At 44.5% G+C, this 21,707-nt stretch carries 20 protein-coding genes and 5 tRNA genes; 11 read left to right on the top strand and 14 right to left on the bottom strand.

Translation table 11 applies throughout. The features are described 5' to 3' along the window. Positions 1-125 precede the first annotated feature (125 nt). From R7E47_RS23270 to lolB, 9 genes are all read right to left on the bottom strand, one after another. A tRNA-Met gene (locus R7E47_RS23270) sits at positions 126-202 on the bottom strand. Positions 203-279: 77 nt separating this feature from the next. Then, positions 280-354, bottom strand: a tRNA-Gln gene (locus R7E47_RS23275). Positions 355-386: 32 nt separating this feature from the next. Beyond that, a tRNA-Leu gene (locus R7E47_RS23280) sits at positions 387-471 on the bottom strand. Positions 472-511: 40 nt separating this feature from the next. Continuing rightward, a tRNA-Met gene (locus R7E47_RS23285) sits at positions 512-588 on the bottom strand. 284 nt (positions 589-872) lie between these two features. Continuing rightward, positions 873-1,964, bottom strand: coding sequence for a redox-regulated ATPase YchF (gene ychF, locus R7E47_RS23290; protein ID WP_005393178.1), 1,092 nt, complete (start codon positions 1,962-1,964; stop codon positions 873-875). 10 nt (positions 1,965-1,974) lie between these two features. Then, positions 1,975-2,565 carry an aminoacyl-tRNA hydrolase gene (gene pth, locus R7E47_RS23295; RefSeq protein WP_005384112.1) on the bottom strand — a complete coding sequence of 197 codons (591 nt, stop codon included), beginning with the start codon at positions 2,563-2,565 and terminating at the stop codon, positions 1,975-1,977. A 151-nt stretch (positions 2,566-2,716) separates the two neighbouring features. Further along, the gene (locus tag R7E47_RS23300) at positions 2,717-3,661 is read right to left on the bottom strand and encodes a ribose-phosphate pyrophosphokinase (RefSeq protein ID WP_005393176.1); all 945 of its coding nucleotides are present in this window, start codon (positions 3,659-3,661) and stop codon (positions 2,717-2,719) included. A 27-nt stretch (positions 3,662-3,688) separates the two neighbouring features. After that, the gene (gene ispE / locus R7E47_RS23305; RefSeq protein WP_025768957.1) at positions 3,689-4,561 is read right to left on the bottom strand and encodes a 4-(cytidine 5'-diphospho)-2-C-methyl-D-erythritol kinase; all 873 of its coding nucleotides are present in this window, start codon (positions 4,559-4,561) and stop codon (positions 3,689-3,691) included. Further along, positions 4,558-5,196 (bottom strand): lipoprotein insertase outer membrane protein LolB, encoded by a 639-nt coding sequence (lolB, locus tag R7E47_RS23310; protein WP_017819988.1) that lies wholly within the window; start codon positions 5,194-5,196, stop codon positions 4,558-4,560. Before lolB ends, ispE begins: the two co-directional genes overlap by 4 nt. Positions 5,197-5,330: 134 nt before the next feature. Here lolB and hemA point away from each other — a divergent pair, with 134 nt between their 5' ends. The 8 genes from hemA (at position 5,331) to ybaK (ending at position 13,186) form a co-directional block, all read left to right on the top strand. Beyond that, positions 5,331-6,587, top strand: a complete 1,257-nt coding sequence (hemA, locus tag R7E47_RS23315; RefSeq protein WP_005384104.1) for a glutamyl-tRNA reductase — start codon at positions 5,331-5,333, stop codon at positions 6,585-6,587. Between the two features lie 29 nt (positions 6,588-6,616). Continuing rightward, positions 6,617-7,705: a peptide chain release factor 1 gene (prfA, locus tag R7E47_RS23320; RefSeq protein WP_005382222.1), complete on the top strand. Its 1,089-nt coding sequence runs from the start codon at positions 6,617-6,619 to the stop codon at positions 7,703-7,705. A 3-nt stretch (positions 7,706-7,708) separates the two neighbouring features. Continuing rightward, positions 7,709-8,563 (top strand): peptide chain release factor N(5)-glutamine methyltransferase, encoded by an 855-nt coding sequence (gene prmC, locus R7E47_RS23325; protein WP_017634841.1) that lies wholly within the window; start codon positions 7,709-7,711, stop codon positions 8,561-8,563. Between the two features lie 40 nt (positions 8,564-8,603). Then, a complete protein-coding gene (locus tag R7E47_RS23330) occupies positions 8,604-8,987 on the top strand; it encodes a SirB2 family protein (protein ID WP_005382225.1) in 384 nt (127 codons plus the stop codon). A gap of 5 nt (positions 8,988-8,992) precedes the next feature. Next, entirely contained in the window at positions 8,993-9,802 is an 810-nt protein-coding gene (locus R7E47_RS23335) for a SirB1 family protein (RefSeq protein WP_005384098.1), read from the top strand. Positions 9,803-9,855: 53 nt separating this feature from the next. Continuing rightward, positions 9,856-10,707: a 3-deoxy-8-phosphooctulonate synthase gene (gene kdsA, locus R7E47_RS23340; protein ID WP_005384095.1), complete on the top strand. Its 852-nt coding sequence runs from the start codon at positions 9,856-9,858 to the stop codon at positions 10,705-10,707. A 220-nt stretch (positions 10,708-10,927) separates the two neighbouring features. Beyond that, positions 10,928-12,610, top strand: coding sequence for a bifunctional UDP-sugar hydrolase/5'-nucleotidase UshA (gene ushA, locus R7E47_RS23345; protein ID WP_238843136.1), 1,683 nt, complete (start codon positions 10,928-10,930; stop codon positions 12,608-12,610). 102 nt (positions 12,611-12,712) lie between these two features. Further along, positions 12,713-13,186: a Cys-tRNA(Pro) deacylase gene (ybaK, locus tag R7E47_RS23350; protein WP_005384092.1), complete on the top strand. Its 474-nt coding sequence runs from the start codon at positions 12,713-12,715 to the stop codon at positions 13,184-13,186. Between the two features lie 66 nt (positions 13,187-13,252). Here ybaK and rluF read toward each other — a convergent pair whose 3' ends face one another. From rluF to R7E47_RS23365, 3 genes are all read right to left on the bottom strand, one after another. Next, positions 13,253-14,410, bottom strand: coding sequence for a 23S rRNA pseudouridine(2604) synthase RluF (gene rluF / locus R7E47_RS23355; protein ID WP_318085082.1), 1,158 nt, complete (start codon positions 14,408-14,410; stop codon positions 13,253-13,255). A 94-nt stretch (positions 14,411-14,504) separates the two neighbouring features. Continuing rightward, a complete protein-coding gene (gene smrA, locus R7E47_RS23360) occupies positions 14,505-15,086 on the bottom strand; it encodes a DNA endonuclease SmrA (RefSeq protein WP_005382233.1) in 582 nt (193 codons plus the stop codon). A gap of 132 nt (positions 15,087-15,218) precedes the next feature. Continuing rightward, the gene (locus R7E47_RS23365) at positions 15,219-15,359 is read right to left on the bottom strand and encodes a DUF3149 domain-containing protein (RefSeq protein WP_005382236.1); all 141 of its coding nucleotides are present in this window, start codon (positions 15,357-15,359) and stop codon (positions 15,219-15,221) included. Positions 15,360-15,618: 259 nt separating this feature from the next. Here R7E47_RS23365 and R7E47_RS23370 point away from each other — a divergent pair. Continuing rightward, positions 15,619-15,695: transfer RNA gene (locus tag R7E47_RS23370), tRNA-Pro, on the top strand. A gap of 185 nt (positions 15,696-15,880) precedes the next feature. On the opposite strand, the gene R7E47_RS23375 is transcribed toward R7E47_RS23370, so the two are convergent. After that, positions 15,881-16,264 (bottom strand): hypothetical protein, encoded by a 384-nt coding sequence (locus R7E47_RS23375; RefSeq protein ID WP_005384085.1) that lies wholly within the window; start codon positions 16,262-16,264, stop codon positions 15,881-15,883. 151 nt (positions 16,265-16,415) lie between these two features. Then, positions 16,416-17,288 carry a TraB/GumN family protein gene (locus R7E47_RS23380; RefSeq protein WP_054576682.1) on the bottom strand — a complete coding sequence of 291 codons (873 nt, stop codon included), beginning with the start codon at positions 17,286-17,288 and terminating at the stop codon, positions 16,416-16,418. 494 nt (positions 17,289-17,782) lie between these two features. On the opposite strand from R7E47_RS23380, the gene R7E47_RS23385 reads away from it, so the two are divergent. Both R7E47_RS23385 and R7E47_RS23390 read left to right on the top strand, forming a co-directional pair. Beyond that, positions 17,783-20,434, top strand: a complete 2,652-nt coding sequence (locus R7E47_RS23385; protein WP_186584436.1) for a beta-N-acetylhexosaminidase — start codon at positions 17,783-17,785, stop codon at positions 20,432-20,434. A 439-nt stretch (positions 20,435-20,873) separates the two neighbouring features. Further along, a complete protein-coding gene (locus R7E47_RS23390) occupies positions 20,874-21,566 on the top strand; it encodes an oligogalacturonate-specific porin KdgM family protein (RefSeq protein ID WP_005382004.1) in 693 nt (230 codons plus the stop codon). Positions 21,567-21,707 lie beyond the last annotated feature (141 nt).

Genomic DNA, 21,707 nt, shown 5'->3' on the forward strand with positions numbered 1-21,707 from the left:
AGACTTGAACTCTCACACCTTGCGGCGCCAGAACCTAAATCTGGTGCGTCTACCAATTCCGCCACTTCCGCAACTTATTCTGTAGTTATCAAGGTAATTGGTAAAAACCTAAATAACGTTGTTTATGGTGGCTACGACGGGATTCGAACCTGTGACCCCATCATTATGAGTGATGTGCTCTAACCAGCTGAGCTACGTAGCCATCTTTTGGAGCGAGACAATATAAACCTTCACGCTCTCAGTGACAACCCCTTTTATAAAGGAATCTCACTTGAATAATGGCAGGTCTACCTGGATTCGAACCAGGGAATGGCGGCATCAAAAGCCGCTGCCTTACCGCTTGGCGATAGACCTGCAGGCAATAGTCACAATGACTATTTAAAATATGGTGCGGAAGGAGAGACTTGAACTCTCACACCTTGCGGCGCCAGAACCTAAATCTGGTGCGTCTACCAATTCCGCCACTTCCGCATCTATTCCTAACTGCTCTGATAAAAAGAACATTTAGGAATGGTGGCTACGACGGGATTCGAACCTGTGACCCCATCATTATGAGTGATGTGCTCTAACCAGCTGAGCTACGTAGCCAAAACCATATTTTTTGTTCTCAACGCTTTGTTGCCTTGTCGTTGGGAACGGCGCGCATTATGCGAAGTTGAGTGAGATCCGTCAACAGTTTTTTTTAATAAATTTCGGAAAAAACCTCGTTCGCTTCCTTTTTAAACAAAGAGGCGTGTTTATGATCTAAAACTGGAAATAAATTAGCTTGCAGTTGCGTAATTTATTTTTGTTCATTTACTTAAGGTATTAAAAAAGCCAGCTTAACAGCTGGCTTTTAGTGTAAATGAAGTGTTTAGAATTCATTCATTTAATTAAACATTGAAGCGGAAGTGTACAACATCGCCATCTTTTACGATGTAGTCTTTACCTTCTAGACGCCATTTACCTGCGTCTTTTGCGCCATTTTCACCATTGAATTGGATGAAATCGTCGTAACCAACTACTTCTGCACGAATAAAGCCTTTCTCGAAGTCAGTGTGGATCTTACCTGCCGCCTGAGGCGCAGTTGCACCAACAGGGATTGTCCAAGCACGTACTTCTTTAACACCTGCTGTGAAGTAGGTGTGTAGAGTCAGTAGTTCGTAACCAGAGCGAATTACACGGTTCAGGCCCGGCTCTTCGATCCCCATATCTGCTAGGAATTCTTCGCGATCTTCATCTTCTAGTTCAGATAGTTCAGATTCGATAGCTGCACATACAGGTACAACGACATTGTTTTCTTTTTCTGCGAACTCACGAACCGCATCTAGATATGGGTTATTTTCGAAGCCATCTTCGTTTACGTTTGCAATGTACATAGTTGGCTTCAGTGTTAGGAAGTTTAGGTAGCCGATTGCTGCTAACTCTTCTTTAGATAGCTCAACTGTGCGTGCCATGCCGCCTTCAGTTAGTACTGGTAACAGTTTTTCTAGTACGGTTAGTTCAAATTTTGCGTCTTTATCGCCGCCTTTTGCCTTCTTCGCGTTACGTTGAATCGCTCGCTCACAAGAATCAAGGTCAGCCATTGCAAGTTCAAGGTTGATCACTTCGATATCTTCGATAGGTGAAACTTTACCTGAAACGTGAACAATGTTTTCGTTTTCAAAACAGCGTACAACGTGGCCAATCGCGTCTGTTTCACGGATGTTAGCTAGGAATTTGTTACCTAAACCTTCACCACGTGATGCACCAGCAACAAGACCAGCGATGTCCACGAACTCCATCGTCGTTGGAAGAACTCTCTGTGGGTTAACGATCTTAGCTAGTGCGTCTAGACGTAGATCTGGCACAGGAACCACACCAGTGTTTGGTTCAATGGTACAGAACGGGAAGTTTGCTGCTTCGATACCCGCTTTAGTTAGTGCGTTGAACAGAGTTGATTTACCTACGTTAGGTAGACCAACGATGCCACATTTAAAACCCATGATAGTAACCTTATTCAGCTTTGAACGTGTGGAGGCGATTTTGTGCTTTAGATAGGCCATCCTTAATCAGGATATCTAGACAACGAACAGCCTCATCAGCTGCTGCATCTAAAAGCTCTTGCTCTTTAGCTGGCGCTTTACCTAATACAAAACCCGCCACTTTATCTTTGTGTCCCGGATGACCAATGCCAATACGAAGACGATAAAAATCTTTGTTATTGCCCAGTTTGCTAATGGTGTCACGCAGACCGTTGTGTCCACCGTGACCCCCACCTTTTTTAAACTTAGCGACACCTGGCGGTAAGTCTAGCTCGTCATGAGCAACCATGATCTCTTCAGGTTTAATTTGATAAAATTTCGCAAGCGCTGCGATCGATTTACCTGATAGATTCATGAAGGTGGTTGGGATAAGCAAACGGAGATCCTGGCCATTGACCATAATGCGTCCTGTTAGACCAAAAAACTTTGGTTCGTTCTTCAGTGTAACGTTGTGAACGCGTGCTAATTCTTCTACAACCCAAGCGCCCGCATTGTGACGAGTTCTGGCGTATTCTGGTCCTGGATTAGCAAGACCAACAAGAAGTTTGATTTGTTGACTCAAGGTTAGGATCTCTCTGGAATCTCAAAAAGCGCAGTATGATAGCACAGAAAACTCGCGGTGGGCGACCAAGGGATTTTCTAGTTATCAGTACAAATAAAAAAACACCCCAAAGAGGGGTGCTTTTGAAATCAGTGTAACTGAAATGTTCGTATTAGTTGAACATTGCAGAGATTGACTCTTCGTTACTGATACGACGAATCGCTTCAGCCAGCATGCGAGATAGGCTTAGTGTTGTCACTTTACCTGTTGCAGCCATCTCTTTAGACAGAGAGATAGAGTCAGTTACGATAACTTGGTCAAGAACTGAGTTCTTGATGTTATCCGCAGCGTTGCCTGAGAATACTGCGTGAGTAGCGTAAGCGAATACACGCTTAGCACCGCGCTCTTTTAGTGCTTCAGCTGCTTTACATAGTGTGCCACCTGTGTCGATCATGTCATCAACGATCACACAGTCACGACCTTCAACATCACCGATTAGGTTCATTACTTCAGAAACGTTTGCACGTGGACGACGCTTATCTACGATTGCGATGTCGATGTCGCCTAGTGCTTTTGCTGTTGCACGAGCACGAACAACGCCACCTAGGTCAGGAGATACCACTACAGGGTTATCTAGACCGCGAGCCTGCATATCTTCAAGTAGCACTGGCGTGCCGAAGATGTTGTCTACAGGTACATCGAAGAAGCCTTGAATTTGCTCTGCGTGTAGGTCGATAGTTAGAACGCGGTCAACACCAACGTTAGATAGGAAATCAGCAACAACTTTTGCAGTAATTGGCACACGCGCAGAACGTACACGACGGTCTTGGCGAGCGTAGCCGAAGTAAGGGATAACTGCAGTGATACGGCCTGCTGAAGCACGGCGCATTGCATCAATCATAACAACCAATTCCATTAGGTTGTCGTTAGTCGGTGCACAAGTGGATTGAATGATGAAAACATCGCTACCACGAACATTCTCATTGATTTGAACTGCAACTTCGCCATCAGAAAAGCGAGAAACAGATGCATCACCAAGAGAGATGTAAAGACGATCAGCAATACGTTGGGCTAGTTCAGGTGTTGCGTTACCAGCAAATAGCTTCATATCAGGCACGGTGGAAACCTCGGGTTTGCGTCCAGTTTAAATAGGTCGGTGTGAGGCTGATTGGTATTCAGCCAAAGTCTCTTTTAATGGCGAAATATTGCGCCCTTGAGCGACAAATGCCGAGACTTTATCAGAGAGTTGTGCAAGGATAGTTTCTGCTTCAGATTTGCTCGAAAATTCAGCAAAAACGCAAGATCCTGTCCCCGTCAATCTTGACGGCGCGTATTGTAGCAGCCAAGAAAGTTGCTTATCAACCTCTGGGTAGAGCATTCGTACAATTTTTTCGCAATCGTTTACGCTTGGCGTATTTAAAAGTGTTTCTAGATCTCGTTTTGGGGTGTTTCGCGTCAGATCTGGATGACAAAAAACGTCGACGGTTGCGATAGATACATTCGGTCTGACGACTAAATACCATTTTTCTTCGGGATAAGCAGGAGAGAGTTTTTCACCAACACCTTCAGCAAAAGCTGCAAATCCGCGCACAAATACGGGCACGTCTGCGCCTAGTTTTAAACCTATTTCAGCCAGTTCGTCGTCAGTTAGATTCAGTTGCCATAAGTAATTCAGTGCCACTAATGCTGTAGCTGCATTCGATGAGCCCCCACCAATGCCTCCACCCATAGGCAGCACTTTCTGTAGCTCAATATGCGCGCCAAAAGGGCAGTTTGAGTAAGTTTGAAGCGCGGTTGCAGCTTTCCAAATTAAATTGTCTTGAAGAGGCACACCTTCTATCTCTGGAGAAATCGTAATATCACCAGAATGGTTCGCTTGAATGGTGAGCTCATCGCCGTGATCGACGAATTGGAATAACGTTTGTAACTCGTGATAGCCATTCTCTGTACGGCCGTTGATATGTAGAAAGAGATTCAATTTCGCTGGTGATGGCCAGCGTGTTGAAAGTTCAATCATTGGGTGATGTTCCATTTTGTGATCACTAGATTTATTTTGACATCAGCTGTGGTGAGTTTCAGCTTATTTGGCAGAGGGAGAGACTGTTCATGCCATTGAACGTCGCCATATCGTTGATAAGCAATACTCCAATCATTTAAACCAATTTGTTTGTTTAACGCTTGCAGTGTATTGGTTGGAGACAGTTGGAATTTGTCGGCATCGGTCGGTAGACCTAATAGCCAGTCAGGCATGTGATCGACGGGCATCATCAACCCTGTAAGACGGTAAATCAGCTGATTAGCACTGCGAGAAGAAAGGACCTGATCATCGTAAGTTTCTACTGTGGCGCCTTGTGGGGTGATGGTGAGCTTTAATGCCGTTTGTCCGAGAATCGTTGTTAAACGCAACTGGCTTAGTGCTGAAGAATGTTTCCAGTAGAAGTTTAAATTTTGTCTTTGGTCTGGGCCAATATAACCAAGTTTCCCCGTTGCTTGAAAATCTCGGATGGTTTCGAGTCGCTGCTCATGAGCTTGCCATTCAACGCTGGTAACACTTTCAGGAACGGACGAACAACCAGCGAGCAGTAAGCTCGACAAGAAAAAAAGAATAAAGGAGCGTAACGTCATGTTTGATGGCTTATTAATCAGTTTCATCGGGAATCGCTCACAACTATAGCATTGAAAAGTCGCACTTAGGAAAACAAATCCGGCTTACCCTTTCAATAAATGCGTGCTTACAGTAAAATTCTGGACCTATTTTATAACCTATCCCAGAGATACCACGTTAGATGTCCTTGCTTGCTATTGGAATTAATCACAATACAGCGTCTGTCGACTTGCGAGAGAAGGTGGCGTTTGGTCCGGATAAACTCGGCCCTGCACTCGAGCAACTTAGAGAGCACGAAGCGGTTAACGGCAGTGTGATTGTTTCAACCTGTAACCGAACTGAGTTGTACTGCGATGTTAAGCAAGGAGCGCGAAACAAGTTGATCGATTGGCTTGCTCAATTTCATCAAGTGAGCCGCGAAGATTTAATGCCGAGTTTGTATGTTCATGAAGAACAAGCTGCAATAAAGCATTTGATGCGCGTATCGTGCGGTCTTGACTCTCTGGTGTTGGGTGAGCCTCAAATTTTAGGGCAGGTAAAGCAAGCATTTTCTGACTCGCGAGATCATCAAGCCGTCGATGCCTCGATTGATAAACTGTTTCAAAAGACGTTCTCAGTCGCCAAACGGGTGAGAACAGAGACAGATATTGGTGGTAATGCCGTGTCCGTGGCTTATGCGGCATGTACACTGGCAAAACATATTTTTGAGTCGTTATCAGATTCAACCGTGCTTTTAGTTGGTGCGGGTGAGACGATTGAATTGGTCGCGAAGCATTTAGCGTCCAACGGTTGCACAAAAATGATTGTCGCGAACCGCACTAAAGAGCGCGCGCAAGGCTTAGCGGACCAATTTGGCGCAGAAGTGATCAGTTTGAACGAAATTCCTGAACATTTGGCGAAAGCGGATATTGTGATTAGCTCAACGGCGAGCCCATTGCCTATTATTGGCAAAGGTATGGTCGAAACGGCTCTAAAGCAGCGCCGGCATCAACCTATCTTGTTGGTCGATATTGCGGTGCCGCGAGATGTGGAGTCGGAAGTCGGTGAACTGAACGACGCATATCTGTATTCTGTTGATGACTTGCAATCTATCATCGACAGCAACATTGAGCAGCGTAAAGTCGAAGCGATTCAAGCTGAAGCGATTGTTAGTGAAGAAAGCGCTGCATTTATGACATGGTTGCGTTCACTGCAAGCCGTCGATAGTATTCGCGACTATCGCAAATCAGCCAACGAAATTCGTGAAGAGTTACTGAGCAAAAGTTTGCAATCTTTAGCGGCAGGCGCAGATCCGGAGAAAGTGCTGCGCGAGCTGAGTAATAAACTCACCAACAAACTGATTCACGCTCCAACTCGCGCATTGCAAAGTGCAGCTGAGCAAGGCGAACCAGCAAAATTAACGATTATCCGCCAAACACTTGGCTTGGATGATCTATAACTCACGCTTTTTATTAAGAAAACGACACTATGAAAGCCTCTATTCTGACTAAGCTAGAAACGCTAGTAGAACGTTACGAAGAAGTTCAACATCTTCTTGGTGATCCTGATGTAATTGGAAATCAGGACAAATTCCGTGCTCTATCAAGAGAGTACTCTCAGCTAGAAGAAGTAACCAAGTGCTTCCAAGCTTATCAACAAGCACAAGAAGATCTTGTCGCCGCTGAAGAGATGGCAAACGAAGACGACGAAGAAATGCGTGAAATGGCGCAAGAAGAAATCAAAGAAGCGAAAGCGACGATTGAGCGTCTTACTGATGAGTTACAGATTCTTCTTCTGCCAAAAGATCCGAACGATGATCGTAACTGTTTCCTAGAAATTCGTGCAGGTGCGGGTGGCGACGAAGCGGGTATCTTCGCGGGTGATCTATTCCGTATGTACAGCAAGTACGCAGAAAAGCGTGGCTGGCGCATCGAAGTCATGTCTTCAAACGAGGCAGAGCACGGTGGTTACAAAGAGATGATCGCGAAAGTAAGCGGCGACGGTGCGTACGGCGTGTTGAAATTTGAGTCAGGCGGTCACCGTGTACAGCGTGTTCCAGCAACAGAGTCTCAAGGTCGTGTGCATACTTCTGCTTGTACAGTAGCAGTAATGGCGGAAATCCCTGAAGCGGATCTGCCAGAAATCAAAGCAGCAGACCTGAAAATCGATACGTTCCGTGCATCTGGCGCGGGTGGTCAGCACGTTAACACCACGGATTCTGCAATCCGTATTACCCACTTACCAACGGGTACGGTAGTAGAGTGTCAGGATGAGCGTTCACAGCACAAGAACAAAGCGAAAGCAATGGCGGTTCTTGCTGCTCGTATCGTTCAAGCGGAAGAAGAGCGTCGTGCCGCAGAAGTGTCTGATACACGTCGTAACCTTCTAGGTTCTGGTGACCGTAGTGACCGTATTCGTACATACAACTACCCACAAGGTCGTGTGTCTGATCACCGTATCAACCTGACCATCTATCGTTTGAACGAAGTGATGGAAGGTGACCTGCAGAGCTTGATTGATCCTGTGATTCAAGAGCACCAAGCAGACCAACTTGCGGCGCTCGCAGAGAACGGCTAATCGATGAGCCAAGTTCAATCGATTGAGCAAGCACTGAAAAGTGCGACGGCGAAACTGGCAGAAGGCGGCAAAGAGTCGCCTTCTCTCGATGCAGCTGTACTCCTTTGCCATGTCCTTGGCAAACCACGAACTTACCTGCTGACCTGGCCAGAAAAAGCGTTAGAAGCAGAGCAAAAATCTCAGTTTGATGCTCTACTTGAACGACGTTTAACTGGTGAACCCGTCGCTTATATTATTGGTGAGCGAGAGTTTTGGTCTTTACCGTTTAAAGTTTCTCCTTCTACCCTGATACCTAGACCGGATACAGAACGTTTGGTCGAAGTTGCACTCGATAAGACCTACGAGCAAACTGGGCCTATTTTAGATCTTGGAACGGGGACGGGAGCTATCGCCATCGCGCTTGCATCTGAAATGCCAAAGCGTCAAGTGATGGGCGTAGACCTTAAGCAAGAAGCGAAAGCACTTGCAGAGTACAATGCTGAGCAGCTAAACATCAAAAATGTGACCTTTGCTCAAGGCAGTTGGTTTGAGCCTATTACAGAAGGTACGAAGTTTGCTTTAATTGTCTCCAACCCGCCATATATTGATGAAAAAGATCCACATTTATCCCAAGGTGATGTGCGCTTTGAGCCAAAATCTGCATTAGTTGCTAAAGAGAATGGCTTAGCTGATATTCGTCATATCTCGGATCTTGCTCGTCAGTATCTTGAAGTGGGCGGTTGGCTGGCATTTGAACATGGTTATGATCAAGGTGAGGCGGTGCGTGAGATAATGCGTGGCTTTGGTTACCAACAGGTCGCTACGGAAAAAGATTATGGCGGTAACGATCGAGTAACACTTGGTTGTCTGGCCAGTTAATCATGGAAGTCAGCAAACACTAACTAAAAAGAGAAGAAAAATGTACGTAGCTCTAAAACACATACACTTAGTGACGATCGCTCTCAGCGCGACGCTACTATCGATCCGATTCGTGTTAATGATGATGAACTCACCGAAGCGAAATAATCGCTTTTTGAAAGTGTTTCCCCACATCGTTGATACTGCATTGCTAGTGTCAGGTATCGCGCTTATTTTCATTACGGGTTTCATCCCGTTTACCGATGCCGCACCGTGGTTAACAAACAAAATCACCTGCGTACTGGCGTACATTGCGCTTGGATTCTTCTCATTGAAACTTGCGAAAAACAACCTACTGAAGATATTTGGCTTTTTCGGCGCATTAGGTTGGTTGGTCATGGCTGCAAACATTGCTGTGTCTAAGAGCCCTACGTTATTTGGATAGACGTCATGTTAGAGTTTTTTGACGAAGATTTTGACAATATACCGTTGGTGGAAGGTGCGCTTGAGCTAAACAAAGCGATTAACCCAGAAACCAAAGTACATTGGGCGAAACAAGAGTTAGAGCGTCTTTACAAAGATGCAGAAGCCACGCTTGTTCATGAAACCGATGAAGAGCAACGATTTGATGCATTCCTACGACTGTTTTTCCACGAGTGGGGATTCAAAGGCGACGAGCAGGAATACTTTATTTCGGACAACAGCTTCATCGATAAAGTGTTGGAGCGCAGAAAAGGTATTCCTGTGAGCTTAGGTTCGATTTTGTTATACCTAGGCAAAAAGCTGGGTTTCCCGCTGAAGGGAGTTACTTTCCCTACTCAGTTCTTGTTAAAAGTCGACTGGATGCATAAGAAGCCAGACTACATCAATCCATTTAATGGTGAGTATGTAGGTGAAAGGATTCTTCAAGCTTGGCTTATTGGCCAGGAAGGACCGCTAGCTCAGCTAAAGCCTGAACATTTTGAGGAAGCTGACAACCCAACAATTATTGGTCGCTGGTTGGCATTGATTAAAAGTGCGATGTTGCGTGAAGAGCATTATACGTTGGCATTACGTTGTACGAATCTTGCTCTAACGTTTGTGCCAGATGATCCATACGAAATTCGTGACCGTGGTTTTATTTTCCAACAGCTAGAGTGCCCTCAAGTAGCGGTATCAGATTTTCAGTACTTTATTGACCAATGCCCTGACGATCCGGCTTCCGAGCTACTAAAATCACAAGTTAATGTGATGAGTGAAACGCACGTCACACTTCACTAATTTTATCGATGTGCCGAACTGTGGCGTATCGTGGACAGAAAAAGAGAATCAAAATGGAACAGAAAATCGTTAATATCGGCGACATTCAGGTTGCTAACGACAAGCCATTCACCCTATTTGCAGGTATGAACGTTCTTGAGTCTCGTGATCTTGCGATGCAGATCTGTGAGCACTACGTAAAAGTAACGGAAAAACTTGGTATTCCTTACGTATTTAAGGCGTCGTTTGACAAAGCAAACCGCAGTTCTGTTCATTCATACCGTGGTCCAGGTCTGGAAGAAGGTATGAAAATCTTTCAGGAGCTGAAAGACACTTTTGGTGTAAAGATCATCACGGACGTTCACACTGAAGCACAAGCTCAACCCGTCGCTGACGTGGTAGACGTTATTCAGCTTCCTGCATTCCTAGCTCGTCAAACTGACCTTGTTGAAGCTATGGCCAAAACAGGTGCGGTTATCAACGTGAAGAAACCTCAATTTATGAGCCCAGGTCAAGTGGGTAACATCGTTGAGAAGTTCGCAGAATGCGGTAACGACAAGATCATCCTATGTGAGCGCGGTTCTTGCCACGGCTACGACAACTTAGTGGTTGATATGCTTGGTTTTGGTGTGATGAAAAATGCTTCGAAAGGTAGCCCAATCATCTTTGACGTAACGCACTCACTACAAATGCGTGACCCATCAGGCGCAGCATCTGGCGGCCGTCGTGAGCAGACAGTTGAACTTGCAAAAGCGGGTCTAGCGACAGGCATCGCAGGTCTATTTATCGAAGCGCACCCAAACCCAGACCAAGCGCGTTGTGATGGCCCATCTGCACTGCCTCTAGACAAGTTAGAGCCATTCTTAGCACAAATGAAATCGCTTGATGATCTGATCAAGAGCTTTGCAGATATCGATATCAAGTAAACGCCAGATGACTGGTGGTAACAAATACTATAGCCAACCGAGTGTTGGCTATTTTTTTATCTGAAAAGCCGTGAATTCTCAAACTTGTTACTGATGAATTTGTTATTGCTAAACAATGCATCATAATTATTAAATCAATGTGTTAGGGTGCACGTGGTTTTCAAATAGATCCAATGCTTAAAATGTGCATCAGTAATCCCAATAAGAAAAAGGTAAATAAATGAATCAGCGTCTGATGATCAAAACTGTTTTGAGTGCCGCTATCTTGGCCTCGTTAGCTGGGTGTGCTACGCAACCTGCACCAGAATGGAATGCCGATACAACCTATAAATTGACCGTATTGCACACTAACGATCATCATGGTCGCTTTTGGCAAAATCGATACGGTGAATATGGCATGGCGGCGCGTAAAACGTTAATCGATGATTTGCGCGAAGAAATACAGGCTGAGGGGGGCAGCGTGTTACTGCTTTCTGGTGGTGACATCAACACAGGAGTACCTGAGTCTGATTTACAAGATGCCGAGCCGGATTTCAAAGGCATGAGCAAAATTGGTTACGATGCGATGGCTCTAGGTAATCATGAGTTTGATAATCCATTGGACGTGCTATTCAAGCAGCAAGAGTGGGCAAACTTTCCGATGTTGTCTGCCAATATTTACGATAAAAATACTGGCAAGCGTTTATTCCAACCATACGCGATGTTTAACAAGCAGGGCATTAAAATTGCGGTCATTGGTCTTACAACCGAAGACACAGCGAAACTTGGCAACCCTGAATTCATTGAACAAATTGACTTCCGTGACCCGAAAGAAGAAGCCAAGAAGTTGATTGCAGAACTGAAAGAAACAGAGTATCCAGATCTGATTTTTGCTGTCACGCATATGGGACACTATGAAAATGGTAATAGAGGCATCAATGCTCCCGGCGATGTGGCGTTAGCTCGTTATTTGAATGACGGCGATCTCGACATGATCGTTGGAGGACACTCACAAGAGCCTGTTTGTATGGAAGGGCCAAACGTTATCAAAAAGAACTTTAAACCAGGTGATGAATGTCAGCCCGATAAACAAAATGGTACCTTTATTGTTCAGGCACATGAGTGGGGGAAATATGTGGGACGCGCCGATTACGAGTTTCGTAATGGCGAACTCTCGATGGTGAGCTACGATCTGATCCCTGTAAACTTGAAAAAGAAAGTTAAAGTTGATGGTCAGTCACAACGAGTCTTTATCCAAGAAGAGATTAAACAAGACGAAATGATGCTTGAGTTTCTTCGTCCTTATCAAGAAAAAGGTCAGGGCAAGCTAAACGTGAAGATTGCAGAATCTAACGGTAAGCTTGAGGGTGACCGCAATGTGGTTCGTTACCAGCAAACAAACTTAGGTCGATTAATTGCAACGGCTCACATGGAACGTGCGAAATCAGATTTCGCCGTAATGAATTCTGGTGGTGTTCGAGATTCGATTGCTGCGGGTGATATTACTTATAAAGACGTGCTCACTGTTCAGCCATTTGGCAATATGGTTTCTTACGTTGATATGACGGGTAAAGAGGTATTAGATTATCTAAATGTCGTTGCAACTAAGCCTGTTGACTCTGGTGCTTATGCACAGTTTGCCGGCATTGCGATGAGTATCAATAATGGTGAGGTAACCAATGTGTTTATTGGTAATAAGCAACTTCGCTTAGATGGTAATTACCGCTTTACCGTACCAAGCTACAATGCTGCTGGTGGTGATGGTTACCCTAAAATCGACGATCATCCAGGGTATGTAAATACAGGTTTTACCGATGCTGAAGTTTTGAAGGATTATTTAGAAACACACAGCCCTATTGATGTTAATGAGTATGCCCCTTCGGGTGAAATCACGTATTTAGTTGATACGGCGATTGAGCAGTAACCCAACAGAGAAAAAGCGATTGACTCAAACTCGCTGATATCATTAACTAAAAGCGCAGATCCAATTCAATCTGCGCTTTTTGTTTTTATGAGGAGAATCTTGATGACTCCGGCCATTAATCTTGCGAAAAAGAAAAAAATTCCACACACGATTCATCAGTATGAGCATGACCCTAGAGCCGATAGTTATGGCTTGGAGGCTGCTGAAGTGCTAGGACAGGATCCGAAAACAGTATTTAAAACCTTGTTGTTCTGCTTGAACGGGGAGCCAAAGAACCTTGCGGTTGCGATTATCCCTGTTGATCAAAAGCTGAACCTAAAACTGGCGGCGAAAGCAGCGAAGGGCAAAAAGGCCGATATGGCTGATCCGGAAATCGCCCAAAAGACCACAGGTTATGTCGTTGGTGGAATTAGCCCACTAGGGCAGAAGAAAGCCTTACCTACTTTTTTGCACGAAAGCGCAGCAGAGCAAGACAAAATCTGTGTGAGTGCTGGTAAACGTGGTTTAGAAATTGAGTTAGCCCCGAGAGATTTGCTGAGCTTAACTCGTGGTCAGTTTGCACCTCTTTGTTTGTAAACTCATGACAAATAAAAAGGACGCTCATGAGCGTCCTTTTTTGATCTTGCCTGTGTCAGTGAAGTGTTACTTCTTCAGACTCAATGTACCACCAGTGCGTTTAGCTGGTTTGCTTGGTTTCGCGGCATTTGGATTCATGTAATGCTGCTTAGGCTTACTCGGTGATTGAGGCTTGTTTGCTGAATGCGTATTGCTCGATGCATCTGGTTTACGGTGCGATTTACCATGCTCGCCTTGCGGTCTGCTGCGTTCACCTTGTGGTTTCGCTTTGTAATGTTCTTTAGCTGGACGTCCGCCTTCATCATCACGCTGACGACGCTTTTGTTGACCTTTTTTCGAGTTTGGTGCATGACGGAACTCATCAGCATTGTTACCGCGGAAAGTTCGTGTCTTCTGGTTACGACGAGCAGTAGAATCTTGGTTTTCTTCACGGCTATCAAACAGCTTCGCGTCGGTCGCTTTACGAATGTTGCGACCTCTAGAGTCTGTTTTTGATGCTTCTTCTGTACCTACAGAGCCTTCACACATTGCTAGGATCTCTGCCACTTCTTCGTCACTTAGGTAACGCCATTTTCCATTCGGAATACCATCAAGAGAGATATTCATGATGCGTACGCGACGCAGCTTGAATACTTCATAGCCCAGCGCTTCACACATGCGACGGATCTGACGGTTAAGTCCTTGAGTGAGCACAATACGGAAAGAGAATTTAGTTTCTTTCGTTACCTTACAAGGTAGGGTGACTGTGTCGAGAATCTTAACGCCACTCGACATCTGTTTGAGAAACTCTCCTGTAATTGGCTTGTCCACGCGTACGACGTACTCTTTTTCGTGGTCGTTGCCTGCGCGAAGGATTTTGTTCACGATGTCGCCATCGTTGGTCAAAAAGATCAGACCATCAGAGGGTTTGTCTAAGCGGCCGATCGGAAAGATACGTTTTTGGTGGCCGATGAAATCAACGATGTTTCCAGGGACGTCTCTCTCAGTTGTACAGGTGATGCCTGTTGGTTTATTGAGAGCGATATAAATCGGCTTCTCTTTTGCTGCCACTGGCTTACCATCCACACAAACATCATCACCAGGTAGCACTTTTGTCCCCATTTCAGGTTTGTTGCCATTAATGGTGACACGGCCTTGCTCAATCAGTCTGTCTGCTTCACGGCGTGAGCAAAACCCCGTTTCACTGATGAATTTATTTAATCGTTTAGCGTTGTCTTGTGACATTTTTGTCTCCTAACGTTTCACAACGGCGAATGAAGCTCCCTTCCTTTAAGGGGAAGGAAGAATAAGGGCGGGCATTCTAGCATTAGGGTGAAATTTAGCCTAACCGTTTTTGGTGACGTTCGCGGGTTTCTAATTTCTTTTCCGCACTTTTTCTAAGTAGGACGTAAACGGCTCCAGTTCCACCGTGAAAGCGTTGCGCACTATGGACGCATTGGACTTCCTTTATTTGTCGTAGCCAACTGCTAACAAAGCTTTTCATCATTGCAGGTGGATTTGAGCGTTCTCCTCGACCATGGACGATAACGACCGTTCTAATGTCCATTGATAGGCATTGCTTTAAAAACGTCACGACTTCATCACGTGCTTCTTTCAATGTTTTACGGTGCAAATCCAAGCGAGCTTGGATTGGATACTTACCAAGGCGAAGTTTGCGGTAAACCCCGTCCTGTACACCATCACGTTTGAACTCAACAAAGTCCTCTGGCTTGAGCATTTCAGCGTGATCAAGTGATAGGTATTCTGGGTCATCTTCCGTTAACCAGATTGCTGCTTCTCGTTTTGCGAGCTGTGCTTCTGTTACTTGGTGTACTTTTTTGTGTTCGGTGGTGTCTTGAGTGATTGGCTTTACATCGCCCATCATCTGTTGAAATAGATCAAAATCGTCGTCGTGAGACATAGCAGTAATCTCATTAAGAACAGGGAAGAATAATAGGATTATATCAATGAGTGGTGCATTGAGATCAAATAAAAAACCGGAGTAGGCAAGTAACCGACTCCGGTGCAAAGCGTTTCTAGAGCTAAGCGAGATCTAGTGAGGAGATTTGTCGTTCATGATCTTGTATATGAAGAAACCGCCGTAAAATAACATCAGACCAATTGCCCCAAAAATTACTATCATTGACGATAGACCCACTGCATTACCAAATAGGAGATCAAGCCAAAAGTCCATACGTTTCCTCCAAGATGTTCCCGACAGGAATAAACTAAATGGCGGTGTCTTGTTGCACACTGATCTGGATCAATTATGTTGCTAAGGTTAATAAACTGTATTTTGTTGTGAGTTATCAGTCACATTTTACGTGCTAGTGTTCAGTTATTCATCAAACGAATTAAGACCTAAGGTTTTTTTGTAAAAAGCACTTGCGCCACAGTTCAGAATCCGTAATATACGCATTCGTTGACGGGGACAATTCCTCAGTTAAACATATCGGTGAATAGCGCAGCTTGGTAGCGCATCTGGTTTGGGACCAGAGGGTCGGGGGTTCGAATCCCTCTTCACCGACCACTTTTAGAAAGCCTGCTCAATGAGCAGGCTTTCGTCGTTTTTAGTGCTAGTAATTTTAGACTTCAATAGTATCGAACCAAATGGGGTTCGCTTGAAGTTAGAACATGGCTCTTCACCGACACGTATTGAGAGGAAGGCTCTACAGAAATGTAGGGCCTTTTCATTTTTTAGAGCGAGTAAATTTATTACTTGATGTCACACGAGATAGTATTGATAGGAGTTTCAGAAGTAGTGAAACAGACATAAGCGGTCTTTGGGTGATTTGGCCCAATCTTGACGTAACCCGCTTTTAAATCGTCTTCATCAAACGTTACTGAGTGAGATTTGCTTGTATTTCCATCATAGTAAACCGCTTCAAAGCCTTGGTTCATCATATGTGCAACGCGATTTCGAGTGTGGGCTGTTGAAAACGTGATGTTCGCGCAACGCATCATTGGTTTTTCGGTAATAAGAAATTGACCACTCTCTTTATCTAAAACACCGCCTTTTACTTCCGGAGTTATATCAATAGCTTGAAAAGCTTCTACGTTGCATGGCGGTTTAGCATAAGACAGCGAAGAAGTGAGCATAATTCCAATCGTGTATAGGAAGACATATTTAAATTTCATATGAGTTGTTTTGTATCCACTTAGCTTAACGGCGTTTTATAAGAAAGTTTGAATGAATTTTAAATGGTTGTATTTAAATAATTGTATTTAAATGGCATTTTTCAAACAATCACTAGATATCACAATTTGCTTGGCGCGTCTTACCCAGTGGTTTGATGTTAAATCCCCGATTTTTAAGCAGTTCAATCAGGTTATCTTTACCTACTAAATGCAAGCCACCAACAACAACGGTGTAACGACCCGATTGCTGAGGTAGAACACTGCCAGTGTCGAGTTTTTTAGCCCAATCTCGATTACGCTCGTATAAAAAGGCTTGGTTAAACTCTTCTGTTGTATGATCGGTCAAAGAGGCTTCGACCAACATGCTACCATCACCACTCTTCCAACTCTCTATCAAGCATTGAACCAACTCTTCTCCGCCATCATATTCTTCAATTGATGAGAGAAGTATCTCTTTACCGCCTTCTGATTGACCTGCGATTAAATCGATTTGGAATTGCACGGACTCTAGTGGAATGACCGGGATTTGCTTTTTATCAGCGAGTCCTATTAAGTGCATGTCGACCCCTTTATCAGAGACATACCCCAGTTTGTTGACTAAAGCGAGTTGGATGGTGAATGCGGCCATCCAAGGTGGGGAATTTAGGAGTTGAGTTTCTGGCAAACCTAAATCTTGGGCAATTTCAATTAAGTGGCGACGTTGAGCTCTGTCTAAAACATCTTTAGAAAGAATGGTTGTTTGTGGGTAAACCAAGCCTTCAGAATTCCTGACGTCTGCTTCAATAATCAACCCTGTGCTTTGGCTTAAATGCTGGATGACCGTTCTAGGGAGTGGGTACATCGTTTTATCCCCCACATGTACCGAGCCAATAATCATAAGTTCGGTTTCCCCTTTTTTTGCTAACCAATGCTGTGGCTCTGCATAAGATGAAAAAGGAGTCAAAGTAACAAGTAGAGATGATATGAGCGTCAAGAGACGAAACATAGAATGGTCCTCAGATAAGATACCTTTAAACTTTATACGCAAAATAGCGTGAGGTTAAGTGCAATTTCTCCAGTGGGGTATTCGACAAAATCGTCATTTCTAAAAATATTGACGAGTTTTGACGACGAATAAATGAGAGTCACTTCACGAAAGGTAAATAGGTAATTCGCTTACTAATGGCTCACAAAATAATTAGGCGTGATCCAAATCTTACAAAATCAGTCGTAACTCATGAATATAAGTGACCTAGATCGCAGCAAACTCGTCAAAACAAGTTGTTCGATTTTGACGTGTATTGTAACTCCATGAAAATTAGGTTTTTATTATTTTTTCTGAGTGTCATTTTTTGAACTGGATCACTTCCTATTTCTATTTATTTTACGCTTAGAAATAACAGGTTGTATGTTGAATGTAACGGTTAGGCACCTCGCATTTGAGGGGCCGAGATTTTTATCATTGTCGTTTTGAACCACTGACTTTTTTGGGGAAGTAAGATGTTTAAACCTAGTCTGATTGCTGTTTCTGTTATCACTACATTAGCAGGTTGCTCTGCGCTGCAAAGCTCTGAACAACAAGTTGTAAATTCGTTGGCTAATAATCTTGATATTCAATACCAAGTGTTGACTAACCACGGTGCAAACGAAGGTCTTGCTTGTCAGGACTTAGGGGCTGAGTGGGCGTCTTGTAACAAGGTAAACATGACGCTGGTTAACCAAGGTGAAGCGGTTGACTCAAAAGATTGGGCTATTTACTTCCATAGCATTCGTCTGATTCTGGATGTTGAAAACGAACAGTTTAAAATCTCTCGCGTAACGGGTGATCTACACAAACTAGAACCAACAGATAAGTTTGATGGTTTTGCTGCGGGTGAAGAGGTTGTGCTTCCTCTTGTTGCTGAATACTGGCAGCTATTTGAAACTGACTTCATGCCAGGCGCTTTCGTTGCTGCACCAAATGCAGAGCCTAAGATGATCGCTTCTCTTAACACAGAAGACGTTGCATCTTTCGTGACTGGCCTTGAGGGTAACAACCTAAAACGTACGCCAGATGACAACAACGTATTTGCGAGCGCTGTGTCTCGTTTCGAGAAGAACGAAGATCTAGCAAAACAAGACGTATCAACCACGTTACTACCAACGCCAATGTCTGTTGAAGCAGGTAAAGGTACGGTAGATATCGCGGCGGGTATTGCGCTGCCTAAAGACGCATTCGATGCGGCTCAATACGCAGCAATTCAAGGTCGTGCAGAAGTGGTAGGTGTGGATGTTCGTGGTGATCTTCCTGTAAGCATCACTGTTGTTCCTGCAGACTTCACCGGTGAATTGGCAAAATCTGGTGCTTACGAAATGAGCATCAAAGGCGACGGTATTGCGATTAAAGCGTTTGACCAAGCAGGTGCTTTCTACGCAGTACAATCTATCTTTGGCCTGGTAGATAGCCAAAATGCTGATTCTCTACCACAACTGTCTATTAAAGATGCGCCGCGTTTTGATTACCGTGGTGTGATGGTGGACGTGGCTCGTAACTTCCACTCTAAAGACGCGATTCTTGCAACGCTTGACCAAATGGCCGCGTACAAGATGAACAAACTACACCTTCACCTAACGGATGATGAAGGCTGGCGTTTAGAAATCCCGGGTCTGCCAGAGCTGACTGAAGTGGGTGCTAACCGTTGTTTCGATTTGGAAGAGAAAAGCTGTTTACTGCCTCAGCTTGGCTCAGGTGCAACGACAGACAACTTTGGTTCTGGCTTCTTCAGCAAAGCAGACTACGTGGACATCTTGAAGTACGCGAAAGCGCGTAACATCGAAGTGATTCCTGAAATCGATATGCCAGCACACGCTCGTGCAGCAGTGGTATCAATGGAAGCACGTTACGACCGTCTAATGGAAGAAGGTAAAGAAGCAGAAGCGAACGAGTACCGCCTGATGGATCCTCAAGATACATCGAACGTAACGACGGTTCAGTTCTACAACAAGCAAAGCTTCATCAACCCATGTATGGAATCTTCAACTCGCTTTGTTGATAAAGTGATTTCAGAAGTAGCAGCAATGCACCAAGAAGCGGGCACGCCGCTAACAACATGGCACTTTGGTGGTGACGAAGCGAAGAACATCAAGCTAGGCGCTGGTCTGCAAGACATCAACGCAGAAGACAAAGTAAGCTGGAAGGGTAACATTGATTTGTCTAAGCAAGACAAGCCATTCGCACAGTCACCACAATGTCAGACGTTAATTGCAGACGGTACGGTAAGCGATTTTGCTCATCTACCAAGCCACTTTGCAGAAGAAGTGTCGAAGATGGTGGCAGAGAAAGGCATTCCAAACTTCCAAGCTTGGCAAGATGGCCTTAAGTACAGTGAAGGTGAGAAAGCGTTCGCAACAGAAAACACGCGTGTTAACTTCTGGGACGTTCTTTACTGGGGTGGCACATCATCAGTGTACGAATGGTCTAAGAAAGGTTACGACGTTATCGTTTCTAACCCAGACTACGTATACATGGACATGCCGTACGAAGTTGACCCGAAAGAGCGTGGTTACTACTGGGCGACGCGTGCAACAGATACTCGTAAGATGTTTGGTTTTGCACCAGAGAACATGCCTCAGAACGCAGAAACCTCTGTAGACCGCGATGGTAACGGCTTCACTGGTAAAGGTGAAATCAAAGCGAAACCTTTCTATGGTCTATCAGCACAGCTGTGGTCTGAGACAGTACGTAACGACGAGCAATACGAGTACATGGTATTCCCTCGCGTACTGGCAGCCGCTGAACGTGCATGGCACCGTGCTGATTGGGAAAACGACTACAAAGTGGGTGTTGAATACTCGCAAAACTCTAACCTAGTAAACAAAGCTGCGCTAAACCAAGACTACAACCGCTTTGCGAACGTACTTGGCCAACGCGAACTGGCTAAGCTAGAAAAAGCGGGTATCGACTACCGCCTACCTGTACCAGGCGCGAAAGTTGAAGAGGGTAAACTGGCAATGAACGTTCAGTTCCCGGGTGTGAAGCTTCAATACTCTCTAGACGGCAAGAACTGGCTAACTTACGCAGATAGTGCTCGTCCAAATGTGAAAGGTGAAGTGTTTATCCGTTCCGTGTCAGCAACCGGTGAGAAAGCAAGTCGAGTGACCAGCGTGAAATAACTCAATTCTTGTAAGTTAATTTTTTGGCAAAGCCTCAACATCATGTTGGGGCTTTCTTTATTTTTTGAGGAAATTAAGCGTGATCGATGTCTAATTATTTTTCATTGATAAATAAGTTTTTGGTTGCAATGGTCAAGGTTATTGTGAACTGGATCGACTTAATCTGCTAAATATCAATAAACAACCTGTTTATGATCACACTTCTATTTTTTGAATAATTTTATAAAAATACGATAAGTGCCTGTATTTCCCATGTTTTTATCAGGGTTGTTGAGCTTCGGTTTGAACAAGATCACTTTTTAAAATGTTTTATTTTCCATCGCGAATTAATTAAAACAATATTGCGAACGCCAAGGAGGCACATTCCAAAGTTTGCGATAAAAGGGAAGAGATGCCCTCTAAAACTATCGCATAACGTGAATAAATAAAGGCAGTAATTATGAAAAACATTTTTGCACTGAGTGCTCTTTCTCTCGCTTTCGCTTCTAGCGCTTTTGCTGGTTCTTCTTACGTAACAGGTAATGTTCAATTCCACGATGATGGTCGAATTCATGGTTCGGACGTTACGTCTACACTGGAAGCTGGTCATACTTTTGATAACCAATTCGGCGGCTTTACGGTTTACACCGAATTTGATGGTATTCAGTTGGGTAAACTGGAAACAGAAAACGGTGGCGCAGGTAACACAACACCAGCAATCACTGTGGGTGGTGAGCAGTCATTTAATATTACCGATCATTTATGGGTTGCCGCGGGTTACCAACACCTGTTCTCTGCTGGCGAGAATGTACAGTACCGTCCATTGGTTAAGATCGGTTACAACTTCGATAACGGCATCTCCTTAAGTAACCGTACTCGTGCGCACATTGATGCGACAGACGCAGATGCGGATACAGATTACCGCATGGACAACCGCATCGGTTACGTGATGAATGAGGATGTGACGCTAAGCTACAACAACGTCTACATGATTGAAGCGGAAACCATGGACCACGAGCTTCGTGCAACGTGGACTCGTAAAGGTGTTCAACCTTACTTTGAGTTCCGTAGTCAAGCACACGGTGCAGAAAACGCGAGTGGTGACAGCCTAGTGAATAACGCTTTTGTATTTGGTGCCTCTTACGGCTTCTAATTTTATATTTGTCTTAACTGTCCATTAAGAAAAAGCCCAGCGGTTTATCTCGCTGGGCTTTGTTTTTATTTTCAGCCCTAAACCACCTACTTCAGTAGGTGGTTATCATCCGTTTCGGCTTTGCCTGTAAAACTACTCATG

The sequence above is a fragment of the Vibrio sp. Vb1026 genome, assembly GCF_033338745.1.
GTDB classification, from domain to species: domain Bacteria; phylum Pseudomonadota; class Gammaproteobacteria; order Enterobacterales; family Vibrionaceae; genus Vibrio; species Vibrio alginolyticus.

Coding starts and splice junctions, on each gene's coding strand:
- ychF (WP_005393178.1), bottom strand. CDS start 1,964: ATGGGTTTTAAATGTGGCATCGTTGGTCTACCTAACGTAGGTAAATCA.
- ispE (WP_025768957.1), bottom strand. CDS start 4,561: ATGATTGAACTTTCAACACGCTGGCCATCACCAGCGAAATTGAATCTC.
- lolB (WP_017819988.1), bottom strand. CDS start 5,196: ATGAAACTGATTAATAAGCCATCAAACATGACGTTACGCTCCTTTATT.
- hemA (WP_005384104.1), top strand. CDS start 5,331: ATGTCCTTGCTTGCTATTGGAATTAATCACAATACAGCGTCTGTCGAC.
- prfA (WP_005382222.1), top strand. CDS start 6,617: ATGAAAGCCTCTATTCTGACTAAGCTAGAAACGCTAGTAGAACGTTAC.
- prmC (WP_017634841.1), top strand. CDS start 7,709: ATGAGCCAAGTTCAATCGATTGAGCAAGCACTGAAAAGTGCGACGGCG.
- R7E47_RS23330 (WP_005382225.1), top strand. CDS start 8,604: ATGTACGTAGCTCTAAAACACATACACTTAGTGACGATCGCTCTCAGC.
- R7E47_RS23335 (WP_005384098.1), top strand. CDS start 8,993: ATGTTAGAGTTTTTTGACGAAGATTTTGACAATATACCGTTGGTGGAA.
- kdsA (WP_005384095.1), top strand. CDS start 9,856: ATGGAACAGAAAATCGTTAATATCGGCGACATTCAGGTTGCTAACGAC.
- ushA (WP_238843136.1), top strand. CDS start 10,928: ATGAATCAGCGTCTGATGATCAAAACTGTTTTGAGTGCCGCTATCTTG.
- ybaK (WP_005384092.1), top strand. CDS start 12,713: ATGACTCCGGCCATTAATCTTGCGAAAAAGAAAAAAATTCCACACACG.
- rluF (WP_318085082.1), bottom strand. CDS start 14,410: ATGTCACAAGACAACGCTAAACGATTAAATAAATTCATCAGTGAAACG.
- smrA (WP_005382233.1), bottom strand. CDS start 15,086: ATGTCTCACGACGACGATTTTGATCTATTTCAACAGATGATGGGCGAT.
- R7E47_RS23365 (WP_005382236.1), bottom strand. CDS start 15,359: ATGGACTTTTGGCTTGATCTCCTATTTGGTAATGCAGTGGGTCTATCG.
- R7E47_RS23375 (WP_005384085.1), bottom strand. CDS start 16,264: ATGCTCACTTCTTCGCTGTCTTATGCTAAACCGCCATGCAACGTAGAA.
- R7E47_RS23380 (WP_054576682.1), bottom strand. CDS start 17,288: ATGTTTCGTCTCTTGACGCTCATATCATCTCTACTTGTTACTTTGACT.
- R7E47_RS23385 (WP_186584436.1), top strand. CDS start 17,783: ATGTTTAAACCTAGTCTGATTGCTGTTTCTGTTATCACTACATTAGCA.
- R7E47_RS23390 (WP_005382004.1), top strand. CDS start 20,874: ATGAAAAACATTTTTGCACTGAGTGCTCTTTCTCTCGCTTTCGCTTCT.